Origin of the sequence: Exiguobacterium sp. TNDT2 (assembly GCF_003331145.1) — a bacterium.
Classification (GTDB): Bacteria; Bacillota; Bacilli; order Exiguobacteriales; family Exiguobacteriaceae; genus Exiguobacterium.
This window is the reverse complement of the sequence record NZ_QLVE01000011.1, coordinates 1-24919: the sequence shown is the minus strand read 5'-3', so window position 1 is coordinate 24919 and position 24919 is coordinate 1. Positions and strand designations below refer to the sequence as shown.

Genomic DNA, 24919 nt, shown 5'->3' with positions numbered 1-24919 from the left:
CCTTTCAACCGACAGACATCTGCTTGAGCAGTGACGCGTCAATCCGAATCATTTCCGCATGCGGATGCATGTGTCGATCGATGATTTGGGTAAATCGTTTCGTGGCGACGAATCGATCGGATTCATGAATCCAGGCGAGGCGCACAAGCGCAAGCCGCAACTGCTTGCGACCGTCACTCATCCGTAGGTGGTCGATATGATTATCAGCATCGAGCCGATTGATGAACAGTTCGACTTTACAATCTTCCTTCACTAAATAGGATACCAGATATGCGGCTTGTTGAATCAACTCTTCGTAACGGGCATGGAGGCCATTTCCGAGCGGACCGCTCAAGTCGAGCACGAGCGTGAATGTATCGAGGTTTTGGCGTTGATACACTTTCGCCTGAAGTTTTCCTGTCTTGGCTGTCGCGATCCAGTCAATCTGTTTGACCGGCTCTTGCTCATACCGCTTTGTGCTTTGAATCATCAACGGGTCCTTGAGCGGCGAATGTTTGACGAGTCGGTCCCCCATCCTTACCAGGCGTGAGTCGAACCTATTCTGTCTCATGATGGACGGGAGGATAATCCAGGACGGTAGCGTATGATCTGTGACGAAGATGGTGCCGAGCCAAAACGGGAGCCTGAACTGAAGGCTGCACTCTTCAATTTTAACGGGACCGCGCTGTTTCGCGTGAATCGGAAGTGAATAGGTCGCTTCGTTACGAATTTGTATGACATGCACGCGCTGGTCCTCGTCAAACGTCAAGCCGTGTCCCGTGACTAAGCGGACCGACGTCGGGATTCCGAGCTCTTCAAGTCGCTCGATGCCTGTCACTTCCATCTTGAGCGAGACGCGATCATTTACGAACAACAACTGCTCCTTTTGATGGAACGACAAGCCTGTCGCCTCAACGATTTGCTTCGTCAGCCATTTCCGTATGAGCATCAACCCCAGAATCACGCCAACCAGATAAGCGAACGGCCAGACGTAGGGGAACCACACGAAGAAGAAGAGCATCCCTGTATAGGCCGGCCAAAGCTTGTCATCTAAAAGGGACGGTGTGCTCACTTCGACTTGTCGCATCTTCACACCTTCTCGACCGGTACATCGACTCGCTCCAAAATGTCAGCGAGAACTTCCCGTTTCGTCGATTTCACGTCCCCTTCGAGCGTGAGCGTCAAGCGGTGTGCCAGAACATGCGTCGCGACGGCTTGGACATCTTCCGGGGTCACGAATTGACGGTCTTCGATATAAGCGTAAGCTTGAGACGCCTTGACGAGGGCGAGCGTCGCGCGAGGGCTGGCTCCGACTTCGACGAGCGGATGATGTCGTGTCTCTTGGATGAGGGCGAGCAGATACGTGACGACATCTTCATGGACTCGGATCTCCTCGACTTCTCGCTGTACAGTTAAAAACGTCTCGGACGACATGAGGGCATGGACGGCGTGGCGTGTCTTCGAAATCGTCTGTAGAATCAGTTGCCGTTCTTCCCCCGCTTCGGGATAGCCGACTTGGAGCGACATCAAGAAGCGGTCGAGTTGAGCGTCGGGCAAGGCGAACGTCCCTGCCGATTCAATCGGGTTTTGCGTTGCGATGACGAAGAACGGTTCCGGCAGTTGATACGTGACTCCGCCGATCGAGACTTGCCGCTCTTCCATCGCCTCGAGCAAGGCGGATTGTGTCCGGGGGACGGCTCGGTTCACTTCATCAATCAATAAGATGTTGGTAAAAATCGGTCCTGTCCGATTTTCGAACGTCTGTGTCTGCATGTTGAAGAAGTCAGAACCGATGATATCGGTCGGAAGCAAATCGGCCGTGAATTGGATGCGCGTGAAATCAGCTTCAAAACTCTTGGCAATACTTTTGGCAAGTAACGTTTTCCCGGTACCCGGGACGTCCTCTAACAAGATGTGCCCGTTCGCGAGTAGCGCCGTGCAGCAGAGGCGCGTGATTTCAGGTTTTCCGAGATAGATTTGGTCCAATTGTTCCAATACGCGTTTGATGGTCATAAGGGTGGCTCCTTTTCTAAACGAAGTAAATAGGCATCAAGCTGTTGTTTGAACGCTTCTTCACGTTGTGGCGTGATCTCGACTTTGTCATAACGGGTCTCTAAATAGCTCAGCAGTGAAGCATCGAGTTGGATACGGCGCGCCCACGCGGATAACGTCTCGAACGGCCGTCTTCGTTGTTGTGGCGGCAGCGCTTGTTCGAATTGAATCAAATGTTGCCGCAACGGGGAATCTGGTAGCGGATGAGCGGAGCGTTTTGCCTGTTCGAACGTTTCGCCTGTCTCTTGCCTTGAGTGAATCCTCTCGTCTATCGGAACTGCTTCCCTCCCCTTTTTGTGGAAGCGTCTACGCCACATCCATACACCAATCAAAAGAAGGAGGATGGTGCTGACAATGTAAGGCAACAGGGAAAGGCGATCGGATTCGCTTGTAGATGGTGTACCATATGACGGAGACGAGTTATTCTCATCTTCCCTTGGTGTGCCGCCTTCATCATCTGATGGCCCAACAATCGCCCCTGCTTCAGAAATACCGGGCCCGGAATCTACGTCACTACCATCTCCACACCAAACATCCGTATCGACGACCTCAATGATCCCAAACAACTTTCGCTTGTCATGACAATCCGTGACCCAGCTCGTGATGGGGCTTCCAGAGATGTCCAACCCTTTGAAGTAGGTATAAGCGAGTTGACCTGAGAATGAAATGAGTGCGACAACCAGTAAGGAAAGCAAGGATACGGATACAAAAAGAACTTTGGCTTTTCTCATGTAACGACCCGTATGTGAATATGTAGATTCGACTGCATCTCATTCAACGGCTCCTTTCATTCATCGATTCCATTTAATCCTTTTTTTGGAAAAAGTGTTTGGTAGGATTATAGCATATTGGAAATGCAAGTCAAATATGGTTTTATCTCGGGTGATTTTCATTCTAGGACAAAACAATGGCTCTCATCAGTTCTTAAATTAATCATATGTTCCCTTCAAGCACGGTTAAATTCGGATTCATATGAAATTGATTTCTACTCGTAATGTATTAGGACCTTTTATAGTCACAACTCAGTGTTCTTTCCTTCGAACAAAAGCCCCAATCAATAAAGCGAACTGATTGGAGCCAGATATCACGACTGCGATATTTTGGAATTATGTGACTTGTTTCGTCATTGTTGAAGAATCTCCTGATATTTGTAGCCTTCTAAGATTTCATGATCTTCTTTGAATGTCCAATCTTGAATCGAGAGCTCTGGATTTGATTCTAAGTAATGGTCGAGGATGTCTTTTCCTAAGATATAGTTACTCCAGCGAGGAAGATTCTTTTGCTCATTACCGACAACAAAATCGTTAAATGTTATTTCATAATCATTAACAAGGCTAGCTACATGCTCTTTAGTTTTCTCATCCATTGGTTCATGCCAGGGAGGTGAGACGCCTTTAACAATTCGATCTGCAAAAGCATCTGCCTTCCCTTCTAATATGACAGAATTTAAAATCGAACTAATCATAAAGTTTGGTGTGTCCCGAAGAATCAAGTGATGATATTCATGTGCAGTCGCATAAGCAAGAATATTTTTATCGAAGTCTTCATTCAGATAAAAGACAAAAGAGTCTTTATATGCATTTCCACTAACCCCACCCAGTGACTCACCAATAAATGCAAATTCTGAATTGATTGGTACGAGGAAAATCGTACTTTTCTTTTTAGGAAGTACCTTATGTGAAGCGGTGTAGGTTTCTATAATCATTTCTTCAATTTCTTCATGTTTGCTCATCAATATATCGATTCGATTTAGGAGTTCTTGCTCATAGGATGTCGATTTCATTAAAAAGTTGCCTTTCAAATCTGCTGTTCCGAACTTCTCCTCTTCTCCAATCTCCTCTATGTAATCAAGAACAAATTCTTTAAAAAATTTTCTTTTCTGTTCTGTATCGTTTGTCTCAAGTGATGCTTCCAAATATTTTTGATATTGTGTGTAAAGTGGCACAATTTTCAATTCACTATCCTGGTTGATTTTCATGGTCTCAGGTTGCATGTCAATACGTTCTTTATCAATTTCTACATTTTCTTCATCACCCAAACATGCTGATAACAGAATTAAAGGAATGCAAAGTAAAATGATAGTCAATTTTTTCAATTGAACGTCCTCCGTCTCTTTTTAAACCATCAAGCTTTGATCATGTTGATACTTTTTTCTCTCCGTAAGAAGTAGTTTTGTTATATAAATCACCCTTCTCATATATGTTAAATTGTACCATATTTTCTATCGATGCCCCTTCTGAATGCTTATATGGTGCCTCGAGACTGCCATAATCATTTTTTACGTTCACGTTGGGTGTTGCACTTAATTTTATAATTCATCTCACAAAAAAATTGCCCGCTTATTGAACGAGCAACCAGACTTCCCCGCTATGTGTGTAATCCTCGTCTTGAATCAGCTCATGGAACCGATGTACCTCGACGTTCGCCGGAAGCATGAATCGCTGTAGGCACACAGAGTCCACTGGCAACCGCGTCCACGTCTGCTCAGACGTATCGCGTTCCATGAACGCCTTTAGTCGTGCGTCGCTTTCGAATACGAGAAGTTCGGACTGCCAGAGCGACGGCAGGTCGATCAAGACGACGACCCGGCAACTCTCCTGTTCTCGAAGGCGCACAAGCTGAGTTCCCCCTTCTAACATCGCTCGATGACGGCGTGCTGGATTCGGCTATTCTTCTCTATCGATAGTAAGAACGGTTGATCGATTGGAATTTTGTTATGCCAATATCCGTCGTGAAACGTCGTCGGGAACGAATAGGTCTGTTCGTCGACATCCATGCGCAACCGTTTCAGTCTTCGTCTAACACCGCGTACTTTCGCTCGTCTCTTCAAGACGTTTTCCCCAAGAGGCTGTCGACTTGTTGCTGATGGTGCCGGTCGTGTTCGATGAACTCGGTGACGATATAGGCAAGTGTGTACGGAACACCGTCATGCGGAGAATGGGTCGTTCCGTTTGCCATCGTGTGAGAAGTCAGCGTCTCTTGACGTAATGACCGAAGCGTTTCTATAAGCGAGCTCCGACTCGTTTTGGCTAACTGGAGCACGTTTTCTCCCGAAAGACGTTTCGCTTTTTGGGTCGCTCGCGCGTTAAATGAGTCGAATTCAGGGAAAATCATGGCTTCCCCGGTCTTGACGGCCGGGACGATGACGTTCAACAGATGATTGTCCCAATGGGCGATGTGAAGGACGATTGCTTTGATTGACCATTTGTCGGTTGCAATCGATTTTTCCCACATCGATTCATCCAATCCCGACAATGTGTTTAACCAGTCTATATAGGATGCAAACTCGTCGATGACACCTGAGGTTTTCGTCATAAAAGTATCCTCCTTCGGTTATAAGCTAAGAAAATTGGGCCGCTTAGCACTTAGCTTCGTCAATCAAGGAATGCTTGATAGAGGTGATCTAGTCTCACTTATGCATCTAACGGGATAGACCTCTTTATATTGGTTTGAGGAGTCACCCCGTCGATTGAAATTGAACCGTAAGTTACCGCCACGCCTTGTGGTGACGGGACCATAGAAAGAGGGAACGTATCCAACCAGTCCGCTGATGTCGGAAACGCATCAGGTGCCCAGTCGAGCTCAAGTTCGTGCCCGGCAATCGCATATGAAAATGCCACATACCGGTACATGTTCATGAGCAGTCGTTCGATTTGCTGTGTGAACGCAGTTCTCGATGCAGGATGTGAAACGACATCATTCCACTTTACATCGATGAGAATCCCGACATAGGTGTCCATCTCTTGAAGGGACGCGGTCATCGTCATGTCCACGTCTCCAAAATAGTTGCTTTGTAAATGGATAGATCCGTAATGCCCGATCTGAGCAAAATCGGGATCTGTCGTTGTCGTCCAACTAGTGCCCGCCTCATTCTGACTGTATGTCACGTTTATGATTTCGCCACCGCTACTTAACAGTTCCGCACATACATGTTGAGCAAGTTCAGGTAACGGATAATGGCTCGGATAAGCCATCCCGATGGAAATGAATCCGCCTGCTTGATCCATTCAAACACCTCCTTTGTTTCATCATACAAAAAAGCGGCACCGTATACACGGTACCGCCCCATCTTATAGCCAGACTGGTAAAGAAAAGAAAACCAGGAACAATACGGTCAAGACACCGACGACCGGACTGAGCGACCGATAGCCCTTCTTGAACAAGACGATCATCGTATAGGCGATGAATCCGAACCCGATGCCATCGACGATGGAATACGTGAACGGGATCATAATGATGACGAGAATCGCCGGGAAGGCATGCTCCCAATTGTCGAGCGGGAGATGCTTCACGTTCTGGAACATCATCATGCCGATGATGATCAACACCGGCGCGATTGCCGTCACCGGAATGATCGCGAACAGCGGCAACAGCAAGAGCGAGACGACGTACAGGCCTGACGTCACGAACGAGGCGATGCCGCCCCGAGCGCCGACCGAGATGCCGGCCGCTACCTCGACCGTCGAGACGGTCGGGCTCGAACCGAACATGGCACCGGCCATCGTCGATAACCCTTGGGCGACGAGCCCTTTCGGGGCATCCGCATCCTTGCCGATGGCGCGCGTCTGATTCTGGATCAGGCTGATGTTCTCGATCAGCAAGACGAGCGTCAACACGCCGACGGCGACGAGGAAGATCGGTGACGCCGACTCGGCGAACGAGACGTTGCCGAACACGGTGCCGAACGACTCGAGGAACGGCATGAGCGCGAACTCACCGGTCCAGTCGAGCGTTCCCATGACGGCGCTCAAGCCGACCCCGAACGCAATCGTCCATAGGAAACTGCTCGGCCCCATCTTCAAGAAGAGAAGGATGGCGACGAAGAGCGACAGGAACGCGACCTGCACCGTCCGTTCCCCGAGGTCTCCGATATGAAGCAGTGCCCCGCCACCGCCCGAGACGATCCCCGCCGCCTCGAGTCCGATCAAGATGAGGAACAGGCCGAGTCCGACCGTCAATCCGTCATGAATGATCGGTGGGAACGCGTTCGCGAGTTTCCTCGCCACCTTCGTCACCGTCAACAGGACGACGAGCGCCCCTGAGACGAATGAGACAGCGAGCGCGCCTTGCCAGCTCAGCCCCATCTGCAGGACGAGCGTGTACGTGAACAGCGCGTTGATGCCCATCCCCGGTAACAGGAGCAGTGGCAAGTTGAACAGCCCTGCGATGAACGTTCCGATGATGCTTGTCAAAATCGCTCCGACGAGCGCTCCCTCGAACGGGAGTCCGGCTTGTGTCAAGATTGCCGCGTGAACGGCCGGGATGTATGCTGTCGCCAGAAAGTTCAGCACGCCCCCGTATGTTTCTGTTTTCCATTCTGTTTGTTTTGCCATAGGAATCAATCCTTTATTGGCACCCTCACCCACCCATGTGGTTATACACACGAGGTTGATTATATCCTGTCTGACTTCTGACATGCAAGACAATCTTGGTTCAAATCCATCTTTGGACCCAGTCATGAGACCCATTCGGACGAAAGGTTCATTTTATAAAATAGGAACAAACGTTCCTATTTTTAGCATCTTTTTTGGAGGGAATCTGCTATAATGAAGAGGCAGGTTAACGCAGCAATAGTGGGGTCAGCCGCCAAGTCCACAATGGAGGAAGGCGGTGGTGCGGATGGAGCAACTATGGACCTGGGTCGGCGATTATGTGATCGTCCCGATCCTCGCTCCGATTATCGTTCACTTGGTGTTACACCAAACATCCGATCGTGCAACGTCTGAACGCACAAAAAAATGACCCCCTCGGCGCAATGAGATGGGTCACTTTCTGATTCACTAACCATTGTGGCGGCTGGGCCACTCTTAAAGTGGTAACCTGTACGCCAGAGGCCGGTGTGTCCAGCACCGGTCTCTTTCTACTTGCATCATACCATACTTGAACGCATTTTTCAGTAACAGAAACACGAAAATGGTGAAGTTGACGTGACGAACAAACACCGGGCGATTTTAGCCCGGTGTTTTCATATCTTCCTCTATCGTATAGCGGGAGAACCACTTCAGCATTGCGTCCGCCTCTTGTTTCGGGATGTCCTCGATCATTTCATTCGATAAGACACCACGCGTCGAGAACAGAACGTTACATACATTGAAACGGCGTTGAAGCGGCGTCTGTGTCACTTGAATCTGTTCGATTCGCGGCTTGTCCGTCAAGAACGACGTGACGTTGAAGGCACCGGTCCGTAATTCGATGAAGCGACCGTTCCGGGCGTAGCGTGTCGTCATATAGCTCAACAGGCGGCCGGCGATGATGATGGCCCACAGCAGAATGAGCCACCAAGCGTAATCGCGGAAGAAATACAGCACGACACCCGAGACGATAAGTCCGACCCAGCTGATGCGTAGCAGTTTGACCCAGAGGGAACGCTTCGGCAAACGATACAGCGTGTCAGACCAGACGAACTGGTCGAAGTGCTCGTCCAACACATTCATCGCCCGCTCCCGTTTCACGAACGGAAGAATCGTCGACGACTCATTCTTCAACTCATCCATCGTCCCTGCTGCGACGAGTTCGACACCGACGATATTGAACCAGCGCCGGATGAACGTCTCTTTGACCCGGACCGCTTGAATCTTCTCGTACGGAATCTCTTTGGCGGAACGGTTAAGCAATCCCTTCTCAACGCGAATGCGGTCGCCGCGTCGTTCGAGTCGGAAATTCCCGTACTTCAAGAAATTGATAACCATACCGATGACAATCGACAAGATCAAGACTGCTAAGACGAGTACACCGATGGCGATGATTGACGCATGGACGACCCAATCCCCAATCGTATCGAACGTCCCGTCGAGATTGATGAAGTCATCAATCGACGAGATGATCGTCGATGCGACCGGGAAGATGGCGAACACCGACAGAGACGTCAGCGAGGCGATGATGATCTCCCGAGTTGAGAGCGCGTACAACAAACGGCTCGACGGTTTTTCAATTGCCACCGGTGCAACTGTCCCGTCCGTCTCCCCTTCTACCGGTATGTCGGTCTCGGTCTTGCGGTGACGGACCTGGTCAAGGATGTCCTCGAGCCGCTTCGCCTCGTTCGGGAAGACGCCGGCCAGTTTGAACGAGGCGTCGTCACTGTTCGCGTTCGTGTCGAACGTCAATTCGACGACCCCGAGCAACCGGTACAAGAACGGGCTGTTCGAATGGACACTTTGAATCTTATAGAGCGGAAGCGACTTCTCTTTTTTGATCCAATTGCCATCGATGATATATACCGTCTTCTCATCGAGCGCATACCGGAAGTTGAGCCAGCCGAAGAACTTCTGCAGGACATCGAGCCCGAGGAAGAGCAGGATTCCGACCCGTAAAATGATGCCGAACGTGGACTCCCAATCGTTGTTGACGACGAACAATAACACGAGTGGGATGGCGAACGACTTGATGACCTCTAATACCCGTAACAGTAAGACGCGACTCGGCAGCCGATGCCACGTGAGGGCGGCTTCCGTCATACGACATCCTCCTCCTCGATGCGAGCGTAGACCGCAATCTGTTCACGAAGCGTCTTCGCGAACGACTCCTCAATCGCATAAATGTCATGCGATCCGGCGGCCGTCCCGATGGTAATTGTCTGCAGGCCATATTTTCGTAAGAGTGGGCCTTGCTGGGCGTGGACGTATTGTACTTTCGTCATCGGGATCAACACATCGTGCGTCGTGATGATGCCGTGATGCAAACGAATCTCGAGCGGCTTTACATCATACGTGAACCGTTCTTGCTTCCATTTTTGGAAGACGACGATATCGATCACACTATAGATGAGGTCGATAGCGAGTAAGGCGTACATCGTATATTGAAGCCATGTCGGCCAGTCAAAATAAAGCGCGGCTGCGACGAGCCCTCCTGTAATGACGAGGCCGATGAGATAAAAGATGGCGCTCGACAGTCGGAAGACGGTACGGGCCTCGATCGGCAGTGTGCCACTGAATGATATCGGTGTTGTTTCTATGTCTGACATTGGTGTTTCCCCCTAACGATTCGGAGCATGTGTCCGTTCTACCTCTAGTATACGGCGCACTCCCTAAAAAAGTTTCAAATTGAGGTCGGGAAACTGTTCAACTGCAAGCTCATCGATTCAAACCGCGGTCTGTCTTCTGATTCGACTTGCCATATGTCGCCCAGTCGTCAGGGCTCGATACATCCCGCTCCATCCAGCCTGAAACGATGTCGTACGCACCGACGAGGAAGTCGATGTTCCGGTCTTTTCGGATTGCGTCCTCGAACATCACGAGCACGTCGACACCTTCATCGCTCCCGAATCGACTATATTCATCCTTGCAGTCCAAATAATAGTCATCTTGGAAGTGAGCATTGAACCGAGGCTGTGTCGTGAGTCGGTTCGGTCCGACTTCCGGGTCGTCGACATAAATCAAGTCGTATCAATCGGTATCGGTCTCGACGTACCCTTTCCGGAGTTTCTGACGAATCAGCTTGTCCGCTTCTTTGCGGCAGATACCGTCGGATTCAAAATACTTAATTTGAACTTTACCAATCGTCCCGAGTTTTCCGTAATGGACGGCGAACTCGTCGGAACCGACGCGGATGTTCCAAAACTTCTTGGTGTGTTGTAGGTACGTTTTCATCAAAACCTCCAGAATGATATATGAGTTCAGTCAAGTGCGGGTAGGACAAAGAGACGTTTTCTTGGTTTGAACGTCAGAATTTCCTCATGAGTTTTCCCTTCTTCTTCTACAGAAATTCGTAGCGTGTAGACACTGGTCGGATTCGGTTCAGCACCTAAAAATGCAAATTCATACGAGTTGCTTTGATCCATCTCAATTGGATGGGTCATAATATCCCCCGTCAGTTGGATGTCGTTCTCATAAAAAGATAGATTGACGATGACACCGTCTGACTCCTCCCATTCCACCTGACCCGCCCACGTCTCTTTTAAGGAATGAGAAACCGTATAAACCGCATCAAACTTCCCGTCACTTGAACTCGCAATAAGCTTGGGCGGTAGGGTCAATGAGACAACCATCCAAATTACAAATAAAAGAATAACAAAGCCTATACTTACTTTCTTATTCATCATGCTGATACCTCATACCTCCCTCATTACTGCACGCCTCTCATACATTCAGCGACAACTTCCGGTATTCCTTTTCGCTCCATAAAAAAAGCCAAGCCGCTTCTGCGACTTGGCGATTTGTTAGTCTTCAAAGAACCACTTCTTACGCGGTTCCACTTTCAAGTTGTCCCCGTGCTTCTTCATCTCAGTGATGAGGTAGCGTTCGAGTTCGTTCATTGCCTTGACCCAATCTGTCATCGTCGCGACGAGCGGGACGACGGTAAGGATGAGGTCTTCCTCTTCATCCCGCATCTTCTCAATCATCAACTTCGCGAAATCGAAGTTCTCATGGATGAGGTCTTCTTCCCGGTCGATGATATGCTCGTTCTCGAGTTCATACGCTGAAAATAGACGCTCATGCCGTCTGAGCAAGTGCCGCATATGACGCATCAATTCGTCCTCGAGCTGAGGTGGTAGATGTTCGAGTGTCAGAAAATCGTCATGCAGCTTGTCGAGCACGTGGATAGCGGCACTGTTCGTATCAATCATCTTCGACTTCAAGACGGCCCGGCGATAAATTGGCGTCTTCTTCTCGAGCCAGCGGTTGGCTTTAATCTCTTCTTCAAAGAAGTCGTACGTCGTCTTTGAGGCTCGATGTTTCTTTTTCGTCTCATCGAGTGACTCAAATGACGAGCGTCCTCCCTCTGTTTCCGAGAACAGTCGCGCGATGCGGACGGCCATTTGGGAGACGGTCGCGATCTCGTCCTCAAGCTTCCGCTCATAGCGCGGCGGGAACAAGAGCGCATTGACGACAAGCGCCACGGTGATCCCCATCATGATGAGCAAGTAACGTTCACCGGCGAACATCCAGACGGGCATGTCCGACTGGCTCGCCCCTTCCATAATCAGAATCGTCGTCAAGATGACGGTCCGGGTCGTCGACTCGAGGTTCAAAAAGAGAAGGATCGAGATGGCGATGATGATGACGACTCCGATGGCGATCGGTGTCGGGTTCGGCGTCAACATTAATGAGAAGACGGCGAGCAAAGCCCCGATCAAGTTCCCTTTTAGTTCTTCTAATAGCCGGACACCCGTCTGATAAACGGACGGCAATAATGCGAGCGAAGCCGCGAGTGCCGGTACGACAATCTGTTGAAATTGAAATGCCTCGGCGATGAGCAATACCAAGGCGACGGATATCCCGGTCTTGATGGTTCTAGCTCCAAATCTCATGCGGTGTCGACAACGAAGTGTCTTCCTCCCTTATACACGTCTTAACTTTTTGTATCCCACTTACCCTGCCCTGAAACCTCACAACTTCAAGCCGTTGTCTCCTGTTTCGATAGCGCTTCCGTGGTATGATGGCGTTGGATATTTTCTTTAATCTTGATTGGGAGGGGTTTACTTGTCAACCATTGCTTTATTTGGAGGGAGCGGCCGCACGGGGATGCGGTTGCTTGAACGTTTGTTAAAAGACGGCCACGACGTCCGACTCTTGTCACGTCGCGAGGTTGAACCGAGGGATCGTCTCACGGTCATCATCGGTGACGCAACCGATGCGGATGCCATCGCAGAAACGGTGAAATCGGCCGACGTCGTCATGTCGGCGCTCGGTACGGATAAGCAGGACGTCTTGTCCCGCTTCACACCGCTCATCATCTCAGCGATGCAAACAGCTGGGATCACGCGCATCTTGACGGTCGGGACGGCCGGCATTTTGCAGGCACACGATTCCGATCACTATCGCTTCGAGACCCGCGAGTCGAAACGGTCGATGACGACCGCGGCCGAAGATCACGCCCGGGCGTATGAACTGCTCGACGCATCGACGCTCGATTATACAATCGTCTGCCCGACGCAATTGATTGAAGACTCGTCCGTCGGGAACATCGTCATCACAGCTGACGTGCTCGGGACACAAAACTCGGGACCAATCTCGCGTGACGATGTAGCAGATCTCGTCATTCAAGCCTGGGAAAACAAATCATATCGTAGACATCGCGTCGGCATCACGACGGAATCATAAGTAGGGGATGGGGATTTATGAACGAACAACGCATGCGCCTCGCGCAATTGACCGACGTATTTGACACACAAACTGAGACCGAGTCGGCTCGTCTCGCCAAGACCGCACTCCGAAAAGTGACACAAAACGAGATTTGGATCGCGGTCTGTGGTCATTTCTCGGCCGGTAAGTCGACACTTCTCAACAATTGGCTCGGGGACGGTGTGTTACCGACGAGTCCGATTCCGACGAGTGCGAATATCGTGACGCTTCGACATGGGGAAATCGGGGCATCCGTCGCCGTCAACGATAAAGATTGGATTCGACTCGCGCCGGATGAGCTCGACCGTTTGAGCGACTACTGCAAAATCGAAGAGATTAAAGAAGTCGAGTACGCCCTGCCCCGCTTCCCGTTTGGAAGCGACGTCGTCCTCATGGACACGCCCGGAATCGACTCGACCGATGAACGGCACCGTCAAGCGACGGAACGCTCGCTCTTCCTCGCCGACCATCTGTTCTTCATGATGGACTACAATCACGTCCAGTCCGAACAAAACATCAAACTGATGAAACAGTTCAGCGCCGAAGGGCGTCCCTACTCGATTATCATCAACCAAATCGATAAGCACGATGAAGGAGAGCTTCCATTCAGCACGTTCAAACGCTCGCTCGAGACCGCCTTCACCCGTCACGCCATCAATCCGGACGATATGTTCTACATCTCGCTCCGTGAGCTCGATCACCCGGAGAATGAGGTCGAACGCCTCCGGACGTACGTCCAAACCGTCATCGACGCCGCGCGGGAACATTCGGAAGCGCGCGCCGACTTGCTCGTCGACACGTTGCTCGCCCGGTCCACTCGTGCGAACGACGCGCTCCTGAACGAGTTGCCGGTCATCGAGAAGCTGCCGACGGAGATTCAAGCCCGCCTGCAGCGCCTCGACAAGAAAGCGATATGGCTCACCGCGTTCCGCCGCGAGTTCTTCAAACACCAGACACCGATTGTCGCGAGCGCGCCGATCATGAACTACGAGTTCCGCGAACTGTTGCGGGACTATCTCGAGAGTTGTGCGCCGGAGTTCAAGGTCGGCCTGTTCTTCTCAAAAGACAAGACGCGCCAGGAACGGCTGCGTCGCGAAGACATCGCCGTCAAGGAATTCAACCGGTTGATTGATACGAACCTTCGCCCCCACTTGATCAAGTACGCGGAAGACATCGTCCGCGATTTGAAACTGCCCGAGGCGATTTTGTCCCGTCCGGATACGTTACCGACTGCACCGAGCACGCTCATCAGTGACCAAGTGAAGTCCGGCGCATCGCTCAGCGGTGACACGGTGCTTCAATTCAGCCGCGACATCGAGTCGGCTCTCGCCTCTTGGGTGACGAAAGTGTCCGAACCGTGGGTCACGTCCGTCGAAACGTATCTTGAGGCCGAAGGTAAAGACCGAATCCATGCCATTGAGACCGAGCAAGACGAATTATATGACATGCTCGACACGTTGGCGCTACAACGTCAGCTGGCCGAACAGCGAGACGAGCTCATCAATTACACGACACGTGACCTCTCTGATTCACGTTTGACGGACCTTGAGACCCGTCACTATGTCACGGCCGACCAATTGCCGCAGAAACAAGTCGAACATCAGCAACAAGAAGTTGCCTCGACCTCGCTTTTTGTGGATGATATAACTGCTTTGTCGTTTGATTTTTTATATGAATATGCGGTATGTGAAATATTAGAAAAACATCCGTTATTCAAGTCACGCGTCAAGTCGCTCCGTCATAAACTGGCCCGGGCCGAATCCGAGACGTACACGCTCGCCATCTTCGGGGCGTTCTCGTCCGGCAAGTCGTCGACGTTGAACGCGCTCCTCGGTGAGACGGTGCTCCCGACATCACCGAACCCGTTGACGGCGTCGATTACGAAAATCGTGCCGCCGAACGGCCGCGCCAATAAGAGTGCGTTGATCACCTTCAAGACACGTGCCGAGCTCGAGGCGGAGCTGAACGGTTACGGGGCGTCCCTCGACGCGCTCCATCTCGATCACCCGTTCGTCAATGCGGTCAAGAACGCTCCCCTGTCCTATCTCGGTAGCCAGGAGACGGTCGACTATGACACGTTCTGCTCGTTCGTCACGGAGGAAGAGAAGAGCTGTATCGTCAAAGAGATTGAGCTCGCCATCGACTCCCCTTGGGCCGAGCGTGGCATCATCTTCGTCGACACGCCGGGTGCCGACTCGCAGTTCAACCGTCATAGCGAAGTGCAGTTCGGCTACATGCGCGACGCCGATGCCGTTTTATTTGTGACGTATTACAATCACGCCTTCACCGAGGCCGACCGTGAACTCGTCATCCAGCTCGGACGGGTCCAAGGGACAGGTGACCATCACATGTTCTTCCTCGTCAATGCATCCGATTTGGCGGCGGATGAAGCGGAACGGCTCGCCGTCACCGATTATGTGTCGAACCAGTTGACGAAGCTCGGCGTCCGTCATCCGACGGTGCTGCCGATCTCGAGCCGGAACGCCATCCAGGGCACGGATGCCGGGTTCGACCGATTCTCGGCCAAGCTCGAGCAATTCGTCGACCACGATTTGCGTCAGGCGAACGCGGTCCGCATCAAAGACGAGGCACATGCCCTCGTCACCGCGTTCGAGGACGTCGTCCGCGAGGCCGAAGCGGATGCGAGCGTCAAGGCTGCCCGCCGTGACAAGCTCGAACAAGTGCGCACGTCTGACAATCGGCTCAACGTCACGACGCTCGAAGCCCCGTTCAAGCGCGAGACGGACGAGTTGCTCGCCCACCTCGAGACCCGCTCGCTCCTCCGGCTGTCGGACTTCGTCAAGGAGACGTTCCACCCGGTCGAAGTGGATGGGTCGAAAGCGAGCCTGGAGCGCGCCCTCGCCCGCACGCTCGACAAGTATGCGTATGACATCCATCAGGAGCTGCAAGTGTTCCAATATCGGCTCGAGCGCTTCTTGAAACGGGAGACGGAACGCTTGATCGAGCGCGAGACGCTCAAACTGCGTCCGCTCTTGCCGACGTTGTCGTTCGAAGACGACATCGACATCGATTGGCTCCGCGACGCCGTCGACCCAATCACGTTCGAGGCGGCCCCTTTCCGTCCAGTCTTGAAGCACTATAAGAATGCGAACCAGTTCTTCGAAGGCGATGGCCGGACGAAGTTGCGCGACGACTTGAGCGCCCTCTTGAAGACGGCGGTGCGTGAACAGCTTGCGCGCGTCGGAAGTCATCAAGTCGAACGGACGGCGACGCACCTTGCCGCGCTCGAGACGACGCTCAGCCAGGACTGGGACCGTGAAGTGAACGACCTCGTCGCCGGTGAATTGAGCGTGCTCTCGGACGGACAATCGTTCCAAGACATGACACAGCGCCTCGCTGCGCTCAGAAAGGACTGAACGCATGGGTTCTTTGTTGCTCGTCGGCCTGATTCCGGCCGTCATCATGACGGTCGCACTCGGCTTGTTTATTCGCCACCTGTATCTGAATAGAGAGTAGACTTTCAAGGATGGGACCGAGACCGGCCCCATCCTTTTTTCATGTCGTCATGAACGGATTTCAAACCACTCCTTGACGGTCCCATAGCTTTTCGACGTTCACGAGTTCATGTTGATCGAACGTCACTTTATATATGTCCGGCATATCGAGTTCTTTCCAGAACGTATAGCCGTATTTGTCATCGAAGTAGTTCAACATCAATACCATGATATTCCCGTGCGTACCGATTGCGATTCGCTTTCCTTCGTATTGGTCGAGTAGTGCCTGAATCGCACGGACTCCCCGCTTTTGAGCGACAACGTTCGATTCGCCGCCTTCCCATGCAAACGTAGGATCTTCCCACACTCTCGTCATCGCCACGGTAAAATTCTCGGCCGGCTCTGTCGTCAAGGTCCGCTCTCTCAAGTCATCGATGAGCAGAACTTCTGTTCCAATCTGGTCAGCAATCCCTTGGACGGTTTGAATAGCTCGATTATATGGACTCGAAACGACGAGTTCGATCGCTTCTTTGCTTAATATGTTTGTGATGTGAGGCACGTCACCCGCCCCTCTTTCAGATAAAGGTCTCGTCCACTCATCGGCTGTATATGTAGAGTGTGCATGTCTTACGAAATATAAGGTCGTCATGTCATCGTCTCCCGTTCTATGGATGTCATCATTCACTATTATTCCACTGAAACTTATTGTAAAATTATCCAGCGTGACTTCATTATAATCCTCAAAAAGAGGATAACGCCTACACATTTTCTCGACGAAGACGAACATCGAAGTTGGAACAGTGAGAATATACCGTGCGAGTTCACGATGTTAGCCGTAAAAATATAGGTTGATGGGAGAGCCAAACATGAGAAGCAGAATTCACATACTGGGCGCTTCGGGCTCTGGAACGTCAACACTTGGCGACGCGTTAGCCAACGTCCTGGCGCATACTCATCTGGATACGGACGATTATTTCTGGATCACCAAGTTCACCGAAGCGAGACCCGTCCTTGAACGACGCGAGATGCTCAAGGAAGAGTTGCTACAATCTGAACGGTGGATTCTATCAGGATCTCTCGCAGGTTGGGGCGACTGTTTCATGCCCTATTTCGATTTGGTTATCTTTTTGTGGATTCCGCCCGACGTTCGTTTGGCCAGATTGCAACAACGGGAACTCGAGCGATATGGAGCGGAGGCATTCGCTGGTGGCAGCCTATACGAGCAATCACAAGCGTTTTTGAATTGGGCCGCCCTGTATGACCATGCCGGGACGGAAGTGAGAAGCAAGACGTTACATAACCAATGGCTTGCTGAACTGTCTTGTCCCATCCTAAGAATCGAGGGCGACTACTCGACCGAGGAACGAATTGCGATGGTGCTGAATTTTCTAAAAGAGGATTATAGTCATCAAAAATGAACCCCGAGCACATGCTCGAGGCTCTTTGTTATGCGTCAGCCGGGTACCGCACGTCGATGCGCTGTCGGATATCGGTCATGACGTCCGCGAGTGTGAGCATATCGGCAAATGAATGAATCTCGGTCTCCCGCTCCCCTGCCTCAATCATGTTCACGAACGTCTGAATCTCATACGTCATATGGCTCGCCTGTTCTAAGCCAAGTTCGACGGTCGTCCCGTCGCGGCCAACGAATGTCAAGCGATCGAGCGAACCGATATCGTCAATCACGATGCGCCCCGCTTCCCCGATAATCTCGGACGGGGCGTCCGTGCCATGGATCTTCGAGTGGAGCACGATGATGTCCATACCGTCATACGACAAGATGGCCGAACCACTGCCGTCGACACCTGACTCGAGCTTGACCGCGTTCGCCTGCACGGTCTCCGGTCGACCGAACAGTTTCAAAGCCGGGCCGAGGCAATAGACGCCGAGGTCCATCAGCGAACCGTTCGAGAAGGCGGGATTGAACGTGTTCGGGTTGTCCCCGCGCTTATACAAGTCATAGCGTGAGGAGTATTGCGACTTGTTCAAGATGACACGCCGGACCGGTCCGACGCGATGGAGTTCTTGACGCAACACATCGAAGTTCGGCATGAATAGGTTGCGGAGCGCTTCGAGCAAAACGACGTCATGTTCGCGCGCCGTCTCAAGCATCTGTCTGACTTCCTCGACGTTCGAGGCGAACGGTTTCTCACAGAGGACGTGCTTGCCGTGGCGGATGAACAGCAGGCTCTGCTCAGCGTGGAGCGAGTTAGGGCTCGCGATGTAGACCGCATCAATCAACTCACTGGACGCCATCTCCTCGAGTGAGGTGAACGTGTTTGGAATATCAAATTCTTCAGCGAACGTTTTCGCGCGCTCGTCTGTCCGGGAATAGACGGCGGACACGGATGCGCCTTCGACTTCATGGGTCGCTTCAATGAAAGAACGGGTGATAAAGTTTGTGCCGATGATACCGAATCGAATCATAGGAAAATCCCTCTTTTCTTTAAGTTGTGATGACTTTGCTAAGCATGATTTCGTCATGGAGCGGGATACGGTGCTCCCCGATGACGGGGATTGACGGTTTATGTATCCGGGCCGCATCGACCGCACCCGGGATGATCCGTGCGAGGCGCCAGCCTCGACGTTGGTAAAACACGAGCGCCCGCAGATTGTCGTTCGTCGTGATGAGCGACAGCCGTGCGAGCTGATGTTGCTTTGCCAGTCGCTCCACTTCATCGAGGAGTGCCGAGCCGATGCCGCGCTTCTCCTGCAGACTGTCGAGCGAGATGATCTCAATCTCGTCTTCCCGAATGACATACGTGATGAGCCCGATGATGACGTTTGTTTCCGACCAGACGAACCCGTCAAGCGTGGCGCAGTCATACGTCCCGGTCGAGATGACCATCTCAGGTGAGCCCCAGGCATCGATAAAGAATGCACGGACCGCGTCACGCGTCGAAGAGGTAATCGGTTCAATCATCGCAAATCACTCCGCCTCTCGGGCAAGTGACGGTTTTGATGCACTCGCCTCGGTGTAGATGCGGAACTGCTTGAACTGTTCATCGTAAATCAGGCGAATCGCCCATTTGAACGCCTTCACATATAGGGCATATAGCCAGGATGAAGGGATGAGTGAGATCCGAATCGTCACATCCGTCCCGTCCGTTGTCTCGCTCAACGTATACGTCGCAATCGACACCCCTTGATTCGTCACCGCCTGCACCTCGCATTCGTGAGGACGATTGACATGAGTCAACTCGGATTCGACCCGAATCTCTTTTTTCTCGAACTGTTGGACCGAGATGAACCGTTTTCCCGTCACGAGTGAGGCGTCACCGTCCTCATAAATATTTTCGATCAAATGGTCGTTCCATTTGATGATATGTTCGTCTTCTGCGAGACAAGCGAACGTGTGGTCAATCGGTGCGTCGATTATCATCGTATATGTAGCCACTTCGAGTTGTTTCAAAATCAAATCCCCCTTCATCGATCGACATTCTTTTTTTCATTACGTTAGACAAGTTCTTTTTCAAAACAGACATACCGTTCATGCCCTTTCGGTTTCGAATCGAAATGGACGCTTCCACGTTCCACGTAGCCGTGTCGTTTGTAAAAGCTGCAGGCTGCCTCATTCTCTGAGAAGCTGTCGAGCCGGATGCTGGTGTAACCTTCCGCTTTCGCCAACTGTTCCGAGGCATGCAACATGGCTTTTCCGATGCCTTGACCTTGCCGCTCCGGGTGCACCATCAAGGAATGGATGACGAGCGGATGGTCGTGACGCCAGTCGATCGCCTCCCATTCGTGCGACTGCCATTGATCGAGTACAACGACTCCGAGCAACTCCTCACCGTGTTTCATGATATAGACAGAATCGTCTTTGATACATTCCTCAAAATAGGCGCGGTTCGGATACGTGTCGTCCCATTGAAAAATCTGTCGGGTGAGCAAATCGTCTTTACAAGCGAGATACAGTTGTTCAATTGCAGTTAAATCTGATGGTTTGGCTAATGCGATTGTGTTCATTCCAATGCTCCGTTCTTTAGGGTGACTATCTTTTATTGATGATCCGCTCGTATTTTTTATACTCGTCGTGGTCCATGCTTAGACCGAGCAGCTCAGCGATTGTGTCTTGTCGCCACGTGGTCGGATTGAAATACTGCGATCCCGTGTTGAACCAGCGCCCCTTTTGATCGAATCCCCACGTATACTTCACCCGGTCAAGCCCTTGCTGTAGAAGCATCTTTCCTTCTGCTGGATGGGCTCGCAAGCGATGTTCGCCGAGACGCATATATGGTTCGACGGCCCACGGGCATCGTTCAATCGCTCGTTGAACATATGTATAATCGAAATGATCGATGTCTCTCCTCGCCAACGCAATACATAGCAGGCCGCTCACTTCTTCCGGTCCTTGTTCGATGAGCGACTCTGCCAAAGCGACATCCTCGTCTGTGATGACAAAGTCATTCCAACCCGTCCAATATAAGGCGAGCGCGAAATAGAACGGGTCATTCGGATGAAACGTATAGGCAGTGAGACCGAAGCTATTCACCCGGGCAAAATTTTCGATGGTATCAATCAACTCATACCCGATGAGCATGTCCCATCGGCTGTTATCTGTCGGGTCCATCATCACATGATCAATCAACATCTGCTCGATGCCTCGGGTTTGTTGAAGGTAATGTTCAAGCTGTTTGAACTGGTTTGCCTCAACGTAGGCGTCGATGGGATCCATCATCGCCTGTTGCTCCACCGAGAGGGTCTCGTTGCCTGAATACAGCTCAAAGATATTCCCTACGTTATAATCATTCAAAGATGTGTTCTCCTCTCCCACGTCGCTTTCCACGATGAGCGCTAGTAATTCTGTCGATATGATTGCGTTTTTAGAAAAAGAATTTATCATATTCGTTGCTATATTTTCTTTAAAAAAGAAATCACATGCGGTATTTGAAATAAAATTATTCAAAATACTCTAGAATGGTTTCTGGGTCATATTCCAACCCTACCAGCTCGCTCGACCAATCGAGGCCGCACAGCAGCTCATCATCCGACATGTTCGGCAACCAGCGTTCAAGGAATAGCTCGACCGGCAACTCGATCACATGATAGTCGGCCCATTCTTTAACCCGGCACGCGAGCGCAAGCTCTCGTGACGAAAAGAATAACAAGACGTCTGTGTCTTCGACGTGCGATGGTGCGTACGCCCACCCCTCGTCTTGCTCCGCAGATAATCCGAAGACGAGTCCATTCTCCTCGACTCGTTCGCAAAACGTCTCGAGCACGTCGCTTTCCGCCTGCGTCACTTCGACGAACGCCTCAAACGAAAGCGGCGCCACCTGGAGTTCGTCTAACTCGTGCCACCAGACGTAAATCGTCTCCCGGTCGTCTTTTAGAAAACCGAGCTCATCACCAGACCCATTCGTCGCAAACGTCACGAACCCTTCCGGCAACTCCTCTTGCTTCAATTCGTTGGCTCAAATCACATCATCCCACGTCTTATTGAAAAACCGCTCGTCCTTGATCGGATAGAAAAACCAATCCCCAAGTTCAAACTTGTTCCCATGCCCCCATGCGTCACGCAAGCCATCCGGGAAGCGTGCGCCGACTTGTTGCTCCACCTGGTCAATCGTTTCGACCGAAAATCCTGGAAGGTTTGTCTCACGTCTCATCTCAACGCCCTCTTTCTAACATCAATAACATGAGTATACTGAATTTACAAAAAAGAGGGAATTGATTCCGACAAGTTGATTCAATAATGATCACGATTCTGTTGCGCCAAACGTTTGTAAAACGTAAAAAAGGACCTATAGACAAGGTCCATCGTCACGAGAAATCATTCGGTTGTAAGTAGTAACTTCTTAGTCGATTCAACGACTACCTATATGCGTCATCACTCGTTAACGAGCTGAACGCCGCTCACTTCATAATCACCGATTTTCATGAAGTGGAACCGTTCACCCTCCCCTAACCCTCTAGCAGTTCCCGAAAACTCAGCTACAACGTCAGGGCGTTTGCGTGCACCGAACGGCCACTTGTACAACAACCCGTCTTTTACGAAGTAGCCGACCTGTCCTTGAATCGTCAGCGCCGAACTGTCGTGAAGTCGCTTCGGCGTCTTATACTTGTTGAGTCGACCGGTTAAATCAACATGAATCAAGTCATACCAAATCGACGGACAGAACCATACCCCGGTTTGATTTGCTTGCAACAATTCGCAGTCGACAATGGTCGGCGGACGTACAAAATCTGACTGATAGCGTTGTAACACTTCCCCTGTCCTCGAGAAACAGACGAGTGCCTCGGTGGATATCCCTTCCCCGAACACCCCTTCATCGGCATAGCCGATCCAAATCCCCGTGTCGTTGACGGCGACAGCTCCGATGGCGTTGCCCGCATGGAACGAATGAAGTATCGACCCTCGCCCATCGATAACCCAGGCGTTGCCGGGTGTACCTTCGTGCGTCACATCGACGACGAGAAACGTTTCTGAATCAAGTAGACGGATGAATGGCGAACTCAAATGAAACGGCAGTCGTATCATTCGCTCATTCCAATAGACGACCTGGCCATCCTGATCCACCAGAACAATCACTTCACCACCTGATAAATCGGCATCAATTATGCTAAGCCTATCCATTTTAAATAACGTCTCAACTTGTAGCTCCATCCAGTTTCACCTCCCATATTCACTGCTATCTTGTTGTTCAATCGAACACGATGAATCGTTTATACGTTTACTCAACGAGCTAGACGGTCTTGATACTGCTCGAGCCTTCTGCGGAAGCGGTCAACTTCTTTCGGTGTCACCGAATCTGTCATTCCATAGCGCTCTTCCAAATATGGCTTGAAATCGATGTCCGTCAATTCGATGCGCCGTGCCCACTCTAAAACCGTTTCTGTCGGCAACCATTTCTTCGCCGGCGGTAACGCCTGATTGAACGTGATGAGCGCGTCTCGAATCGTCACACCGGTCCAAGCCGGTTCTTCGACACTCGTCATCGAGCTCGGGACTGAATGACGCGAGAACGTCCGCGTCGTGAACGAAGCTGTTTCGTCAGCTCGCTTGCGGTGCTGAAAACGAATGTTAGCGGCAAAAATCAGTACGCTAAGCAATACACAGGCTAGTATCAACACCCAATAGAAGAGGCCATCGCCTCGTTCGATGACGGTAGTCACAGAATCAATCGTATAATCCAAATAGTCCAGTTTCAGACGAGACTGTTCTTCTTCTTTCGGTATCCTCATCTTTCCTTCGGACGACTCCATAAAATACTCAGATTCTGCCGGTGTCGGTCGCAACTTTAACCCCGAGGTCGGAGGCTCATACCACCATTCCATCAACAAGCTGATGAGACGAAGTCCAATAAAGACCGTTCCTACTGTCAGCACTGCGGTCAAACCAAGCCGAATCATCCAACGCATGTTGTCGCCTCCTCTAGGGATGACTTACATCACATTGTATCATTGGACGTTTCCACTTGGAATAATCATTCAGCACGACTCTAGTCATCGTTTTACAGAAGATGCATCTTAGCGACCTGACTTGTTGGCCGCAGCTTTAGAATCTCGGTCGCTAATTCGTTCGCTTCATCATCCGTCATTAATTTGTCGGGAATCGCATTGAAAAAGAGCAAGTATTCCTTTAGATCTATGCGACTAGAATCAAGCACGACAGCACGTTTCGCATGTTCGTAGGCCCGTTCATAGGCATGAGGATGGTGACAGAACGGTTGGCTCATGAGAAGCGACGCAGCCTCTTCCCAATCCGCAGTCTGCTCAACTTGAATCTGATCGCATACGATTTCGTAGACCGCTAAATCATCCGTATCAAACGCAACTTCAAGAAATGTATCTAACACCACTTCGTGAGCGAGCGGCTTCACTAGACGTTGAACGGTCGCTCGGTCATTTGAGAGGATCGCCTTGTGTAGTTGTTTTTTCAGGCTCATTTGAACGCTTGCCCCTTCCTTGATGATTCATCAACGCTCTTTTTTTCATTCATTTCCGTTTAAAACCTAGCGCGATGGAACGAAGAATCCTCGATTTGTTTCCGCAACTATCACACGCTATAATCATTGGCTCATCACCATAACACGTGGTTGCTATTTTAACGACCAAGCTCGAAGCGTAATCTCAAAAAGAAACGTTCGAGGTTTCGGTAGCCATAACCACGGCGTTTGATAAGCTTGATTTTGTTGTTCGTTCTTTCCATCTTTCCGTTCGATAGACTGGACACGATTGTTCGACGCATCGCTTCCTCTCGGTTCTGGATCGATTTCGCGATCTTCGCCAGAGGCCCGCAAGGATGGGACTGATAACGATCCAACCAATCGGTCAGTCGACGTTTCGCCTGTCCATGGCACGTGGCCTTCAGCACATATCGAATATGTTGAAGTCCTTGATAGAGGTCCCGGGTGAACGGATCTTCCCGAA

At 51.0% G+C, this 24919-nt stretch carries 31 protein-coding genes; 4 read left to right on the top strand and 27 right to left on the bottom strand.

Annotated features, from left to right (window positions below; translation table 11 throughout):
- Positions 1-4: 4 nt before the first annotated feature.
- From DPV68_RS07635 to DPV68_RS07595, 9 genes are all read right to left on the bottom strand, one after another.
- Entirely contained in the window at positions 5-1066 is a 1062-nt protein-coding gene (locus DPV68_RS07635; RefSeq protein WP_232819555.1) for a DUF58 domain-containing protein, read from the bottom strand.
- Between the two features lie 2 nt (positions 1067-1068).
- Positions 1069-1992, bottom strand: coding sequence for an AAA family ATPase (locus DPV68_RS07630; RefSeq protein ID WP_114166174.1), 924 nt, complete (start codon positions 1990-1992; stop codon positions 1069-1071).
- Positions 1989-2762, bottom strand: coding sequence for a hypothetical protein (locus DPV68_RS07625; protein WP_232819554.1), 774 nt, complete (start codon positions 2760-2762; stop codon positions 1989-1991). Before DPV68_RS07625 ends, DPV68_RS07630 begins: the two co-directional genes overlap by 4 nt.
- Before the next feature lie 392 nt (positions 2763-3154).
- Positions 3155-4126 (bottom strand): DUF2268 domain-containing putative Zn-dependent protease, encoded by a 972-nt coding sequence (locus tag DPV68_RS07620; protein ID WP_114166173.1) that lies wholly within the window; start codon positions 4124-4126, stop codon positions 3155-3157.
- Between the two features lie 244 nt (positions 4127-4370).
- Positions 4371-4646 carry a DUF3916 domain-containing protein gene (locus DPV68_RS15225; RefSeq protein ID WP_157964153.1) on the bottom strand — a complete coding sequence of 92 codons (276 nt, stop codon included), beginning with the start codon at positions 4644-4646 and terminating at the stop codon, positions 4371-4373.
- A 17-nt stretch (positions 4647-4663) separates the two neighbouring features.
- A complete protein-coding gene (locus DPV68_RS15220) occupies positions 4664-4861 on the bottom strand; it encodes a DUF3916 domain-containing protein (RefSeq protein ID WP_157964152.1) in 198 nt (65 codons plus the stop codon).
- The gene (locus DPV68_RS07605) at positions 4858-5346 is read right to left on the bottom strand and encodes a DinB family protein (RefSeq protein WP_114166170.1); all 489 of its coding nucleotides are present in this window, start codon (positions 5344-5346) and stop codon (positions 4858-4860) included. The genes DPV68_RS15220 and DPV68_RS07605 overlap by 4 nt, the downstream gene beginning before the upstream one ends.
- A 98-nt stretch (positions 5347-5444) precedes the next feature.
- Positions 5445-6038, bottom strand: coding sequence for an Imm64 family immunity protein (locus DPV68_RS07600; protein ID WP_114166169.1), 594 nt, complete (start codon positions 6036-6038; stop codon positions 5445-5447).
- Between the two features lie 63 nt (positions 6039-6101).
- A complete protein-coding gene (locus tag DPV68_RS07595) occupies positions 6102-7364 on the bottom strand; it encodes an NCS2 family permease (protein ID WP_114166168.1) in 1263 nt (420 codons plus the stop codon).
- Between the two features lie 286 nt (positions 7365-7650).
- Between DPV68_RS07595 and DPV68_RS15140 the strand changes: the two genes are divergently transcribed.
- On the top strand, positions 7651-7773 hold the full coding sequence (locus DPV68_RS15140; RefSeq protein WP_255417482.1) for a hypothetical protein: 123 nt from the start codon (positions 7651-7653) through the stop codon (positions 7771-7773).
- Between the two features lie 209 nt (positions 7774-7982).
- Here the strand turns inward: DPV68_RS15140 and DPV68_RS07590 are convergent, their stop codons facing one another.
- From DPV68_RS07590 to DPV68_RS07565, 6 genes are all read right to left on the bottom strand, one after another.
- Positions 7983-9485 (bottom strand): PH domain-containing protein, encoded by a 1503-nt coding sequence (locus tag DPV68_RS07590; RefSeq protein ID WP_114166167.1) that lies wholly within the window; start codon positions 9483-9485, stop codon positions 7983-7985.
- A complete protein-coding gene (locus DPV68_RS07585; protein WP_029595474.1) occupies positions 9482-9991 on the bottom strand; it encodes a PH domain-containing protein in 510 nt (169 codons plus the stop codon). The genes DPV68_RS07590 and DPV68_RS07585 overlap by 4 nt, the downstream gene beginning before the upstream one ends.
- A 109-nt stretch (positions 9992-10100) precedes the next feature.
- The gene (locus DPV68_RS07580) at positions 10101-10406 is read right to left on the bottom strand and encodes a hypothetical protein (RefSeq protein ID WP_114166166.1); all 306 of its coding nucleotides are present in this window, start codon (positions 10404-10406) and stop codon (positions 10101-10103) included.
- A 6-nt stretch (positions 10407-10412) separates the two neighbouring features.
- A complete protein-coding gene (locus DPV68_RS07575; RefSeq protein ID WP_114166165.1) occupies positions 10413-10616 on the bottom strand; it encodes a WGR domain-containing protein in 204 nt (67 codons plus the stop codon).
- A 26-nt stretch (positions 10617-10642) separates the two neighbouring features.
- Positions 10643-11065 carry a hypothetical protein gene (locus tag DPV68_RS07570; protein WP_157964151.1) on the bottom strand — a complete coding sequence of 141 codons (423 nt, stop codon included), beginning with the start codon at positions 11063-11065 and terminating at the stop codon, positions 10643-10645.
- Between the two features lie 120 nt (positions 11066-11185).
- Entirely contained in the window at positions 11186-12277 is a 1092-nt protein-coding gene (locus DPV68_RS07565) for an FUSC family protein (protein ID WP_114166163.1), read from the bottom strand.
- A gap of 172 nt (positions 12278-12449) precedes the next feature.
- On the opposite strand from DPV68_RS07565, the gene DPV68_RS07560 reads away from it, so the two are divergent.
- On the top strand, positions 12450-13070 hold the full coding sequence (locus DPV68_RS07560; protein WP_114166162.1) for an NAD(P)-dependent oxidoreductase: 621 nt from the start codon (positions 12450-12452) through the stop codon (positions 13068-13070).
- A 17-nt stretch (positions 13071-13087) separates the two neighbouring features.
- Positions 13088-16468, top strand: coding sequence for a dynamin family protein (locus tag DPV68_RS07555; protein ID WP_114166161.1), 3381 nt, complete (start codon positions 13088-13090; stop codon positions 16466-16468).
- Positions 16469-16628: 160 nt separating this feature from the next.
- Here the strand turns inward: DPV68_RS07555 and DPV68_RS07550 are convergent, their stop codons facing one another.
- Positions 16629-17195 (bottom strand): histidine phosphatase family protein, encoded by a 567-nt coding sequence (locus tag DPV68_RS07550; RefSeq protein ID WP_114166160.1) that lies wholly within the window; start codon positions 17193-17195, stop codon positions 16629-16631.
- Between the two features lie 217 nt (positions 17196-17412).
- Here DPV68_RS07550 and DPV68_RS07545 point away from each other — a divergent pair, with 217 nt between their 5' ends.
- Entirely contained in the window at positions 17413-17964 is a 552-nt protein-coding gene (locus DPV68_RS07545; protein ID WP_114166159.1) for a P-loop NTPase family protein, read from the top strand.
- A gap of 28 nt (positions 17965-17992) precedes the next feature.
- Here DPV68_RS07545 and DPV68_RS07540 read toward each other — a convergent pair whose 3' ends face one another.
- The 11 genes from DPV68_RS07540 to DPV68_RS07490 form a co-directional block, all read right to left on the bottom strand.
- Positions 17993-18973 (bottom strand): Gfo/Idh/MocA family protein, encoded by a 981-nt coding sequence (locus tag DPV68_RS07540; RefSeq protein WP_114166158.1) that lies wholly within the window; start codon positions 18971-18973, stop codon positions 17993-17995.
- Between the two features lie 19 nt (positions 18974-18992).
- A complete protein-coding gene (locus DPV68_RS07535; RefSeq protein WP_114166157.1) occupies positions 18993-19469 on the bottom strand; it encodes a GNAT family N-acetyltransferase in 477 nt (158 codons plus the stop codon).
- A gap of 6 nt (positions 19470-19475) precedes the next feature.
- Positions 19476-19958: an SRPBCC family protein gene (locus tag DPV68_RS07530; protein WP_157964150.1), complete on the bottom strand. Its 483-nt coding sequence runs from the start codon at positions 19956-19958 to the stop codon at positions 19476-19478.
- A gap of 44 nt (positions 19959-20002) precedes the next feature.
- Entirely contained in the window at positions 20003-20512 is a 510-nt protein-coding gene (locus tag DPV68_RS07525; protein WP_114166155.1) for a GNAT family N-acetyltransferase, read from the bottom strand.
- A 25-nt stretch (positions 20513-20537) separates the two neighbouring features.
- On the bottom strand, positions 20538-21299 hold the full coding sequence (locus tag DPV68_RS07520; RefSeq protein ID WP_114166154.1) for a hypothetical protein: 762 nt from the start codon (positions 21297-21299) through the stop codon (positions 20538-20540).
- 145 nt (positions 21300-21444) lie between these two features.
- Positions 21445-21951, bottom strand: coding sequence for a DUF2750 domain-containing protein (locus DPV68_RS07515; RefSeq protein WP_114166153.1), 507 nt, complete (start codon positions 21949-21951; stop codon positions 21445-21447).
- Positions 21952-21960: 9 nt separating this feature from the next.
- Positions 21961-22155, bottom strand: a complete 195-nt coding sequence (locus DPV68_RS07510; RefSeq protein ID WP_114166152.1) for a hypothetical protein — start codon at positions 22153-22155, stop codon at positions 21961-21963.
- Between the two features lie 221 nt (positions 22156-22376).
- Positions 22377-23153 carry a hypothetical protein gene (locus tag DPV68_RS07505; protein ID WP_114166151.1) on the bottom strand — a complete coding sequence of 259 codons (777 nt, stop codon included), beginning with the start codon at positions 23151-23153 and terminating at the stop codon, positions 22377-22379.
- 71 nt (positions 23154-23224) lie between these two features.
- The gene (locus tag DPV68_RS07500) at positions 23225-23908 is read right to left on the bottom strand and encodes a hypothetical protein (RefSeq protein ID WP_114166150.1); all 684 of its coding nucleotides are present in this window, start codon (positions 23906-23908) and stop codon (positions 23225-23227) included.
- Positions 23909-24000: 92 nt separating this feature from the next.
- Entirely contained in the window at positions 24001-24435 is a 435-nt protein-coding gene (locus DPV68_RS07495; RefSeq protein ID WP_051627722.1) for a hypothetical protein, read from the bottom strand.
- Between the two features lie 158 nt (positions 24436-24593).
- A partial coding sequence (locus DPV68_RS07490; protein WP_198662270.1) for a transposase occupies positions 24594-24919 on the bottom strand: 326 nt, incomplete at its 5' end.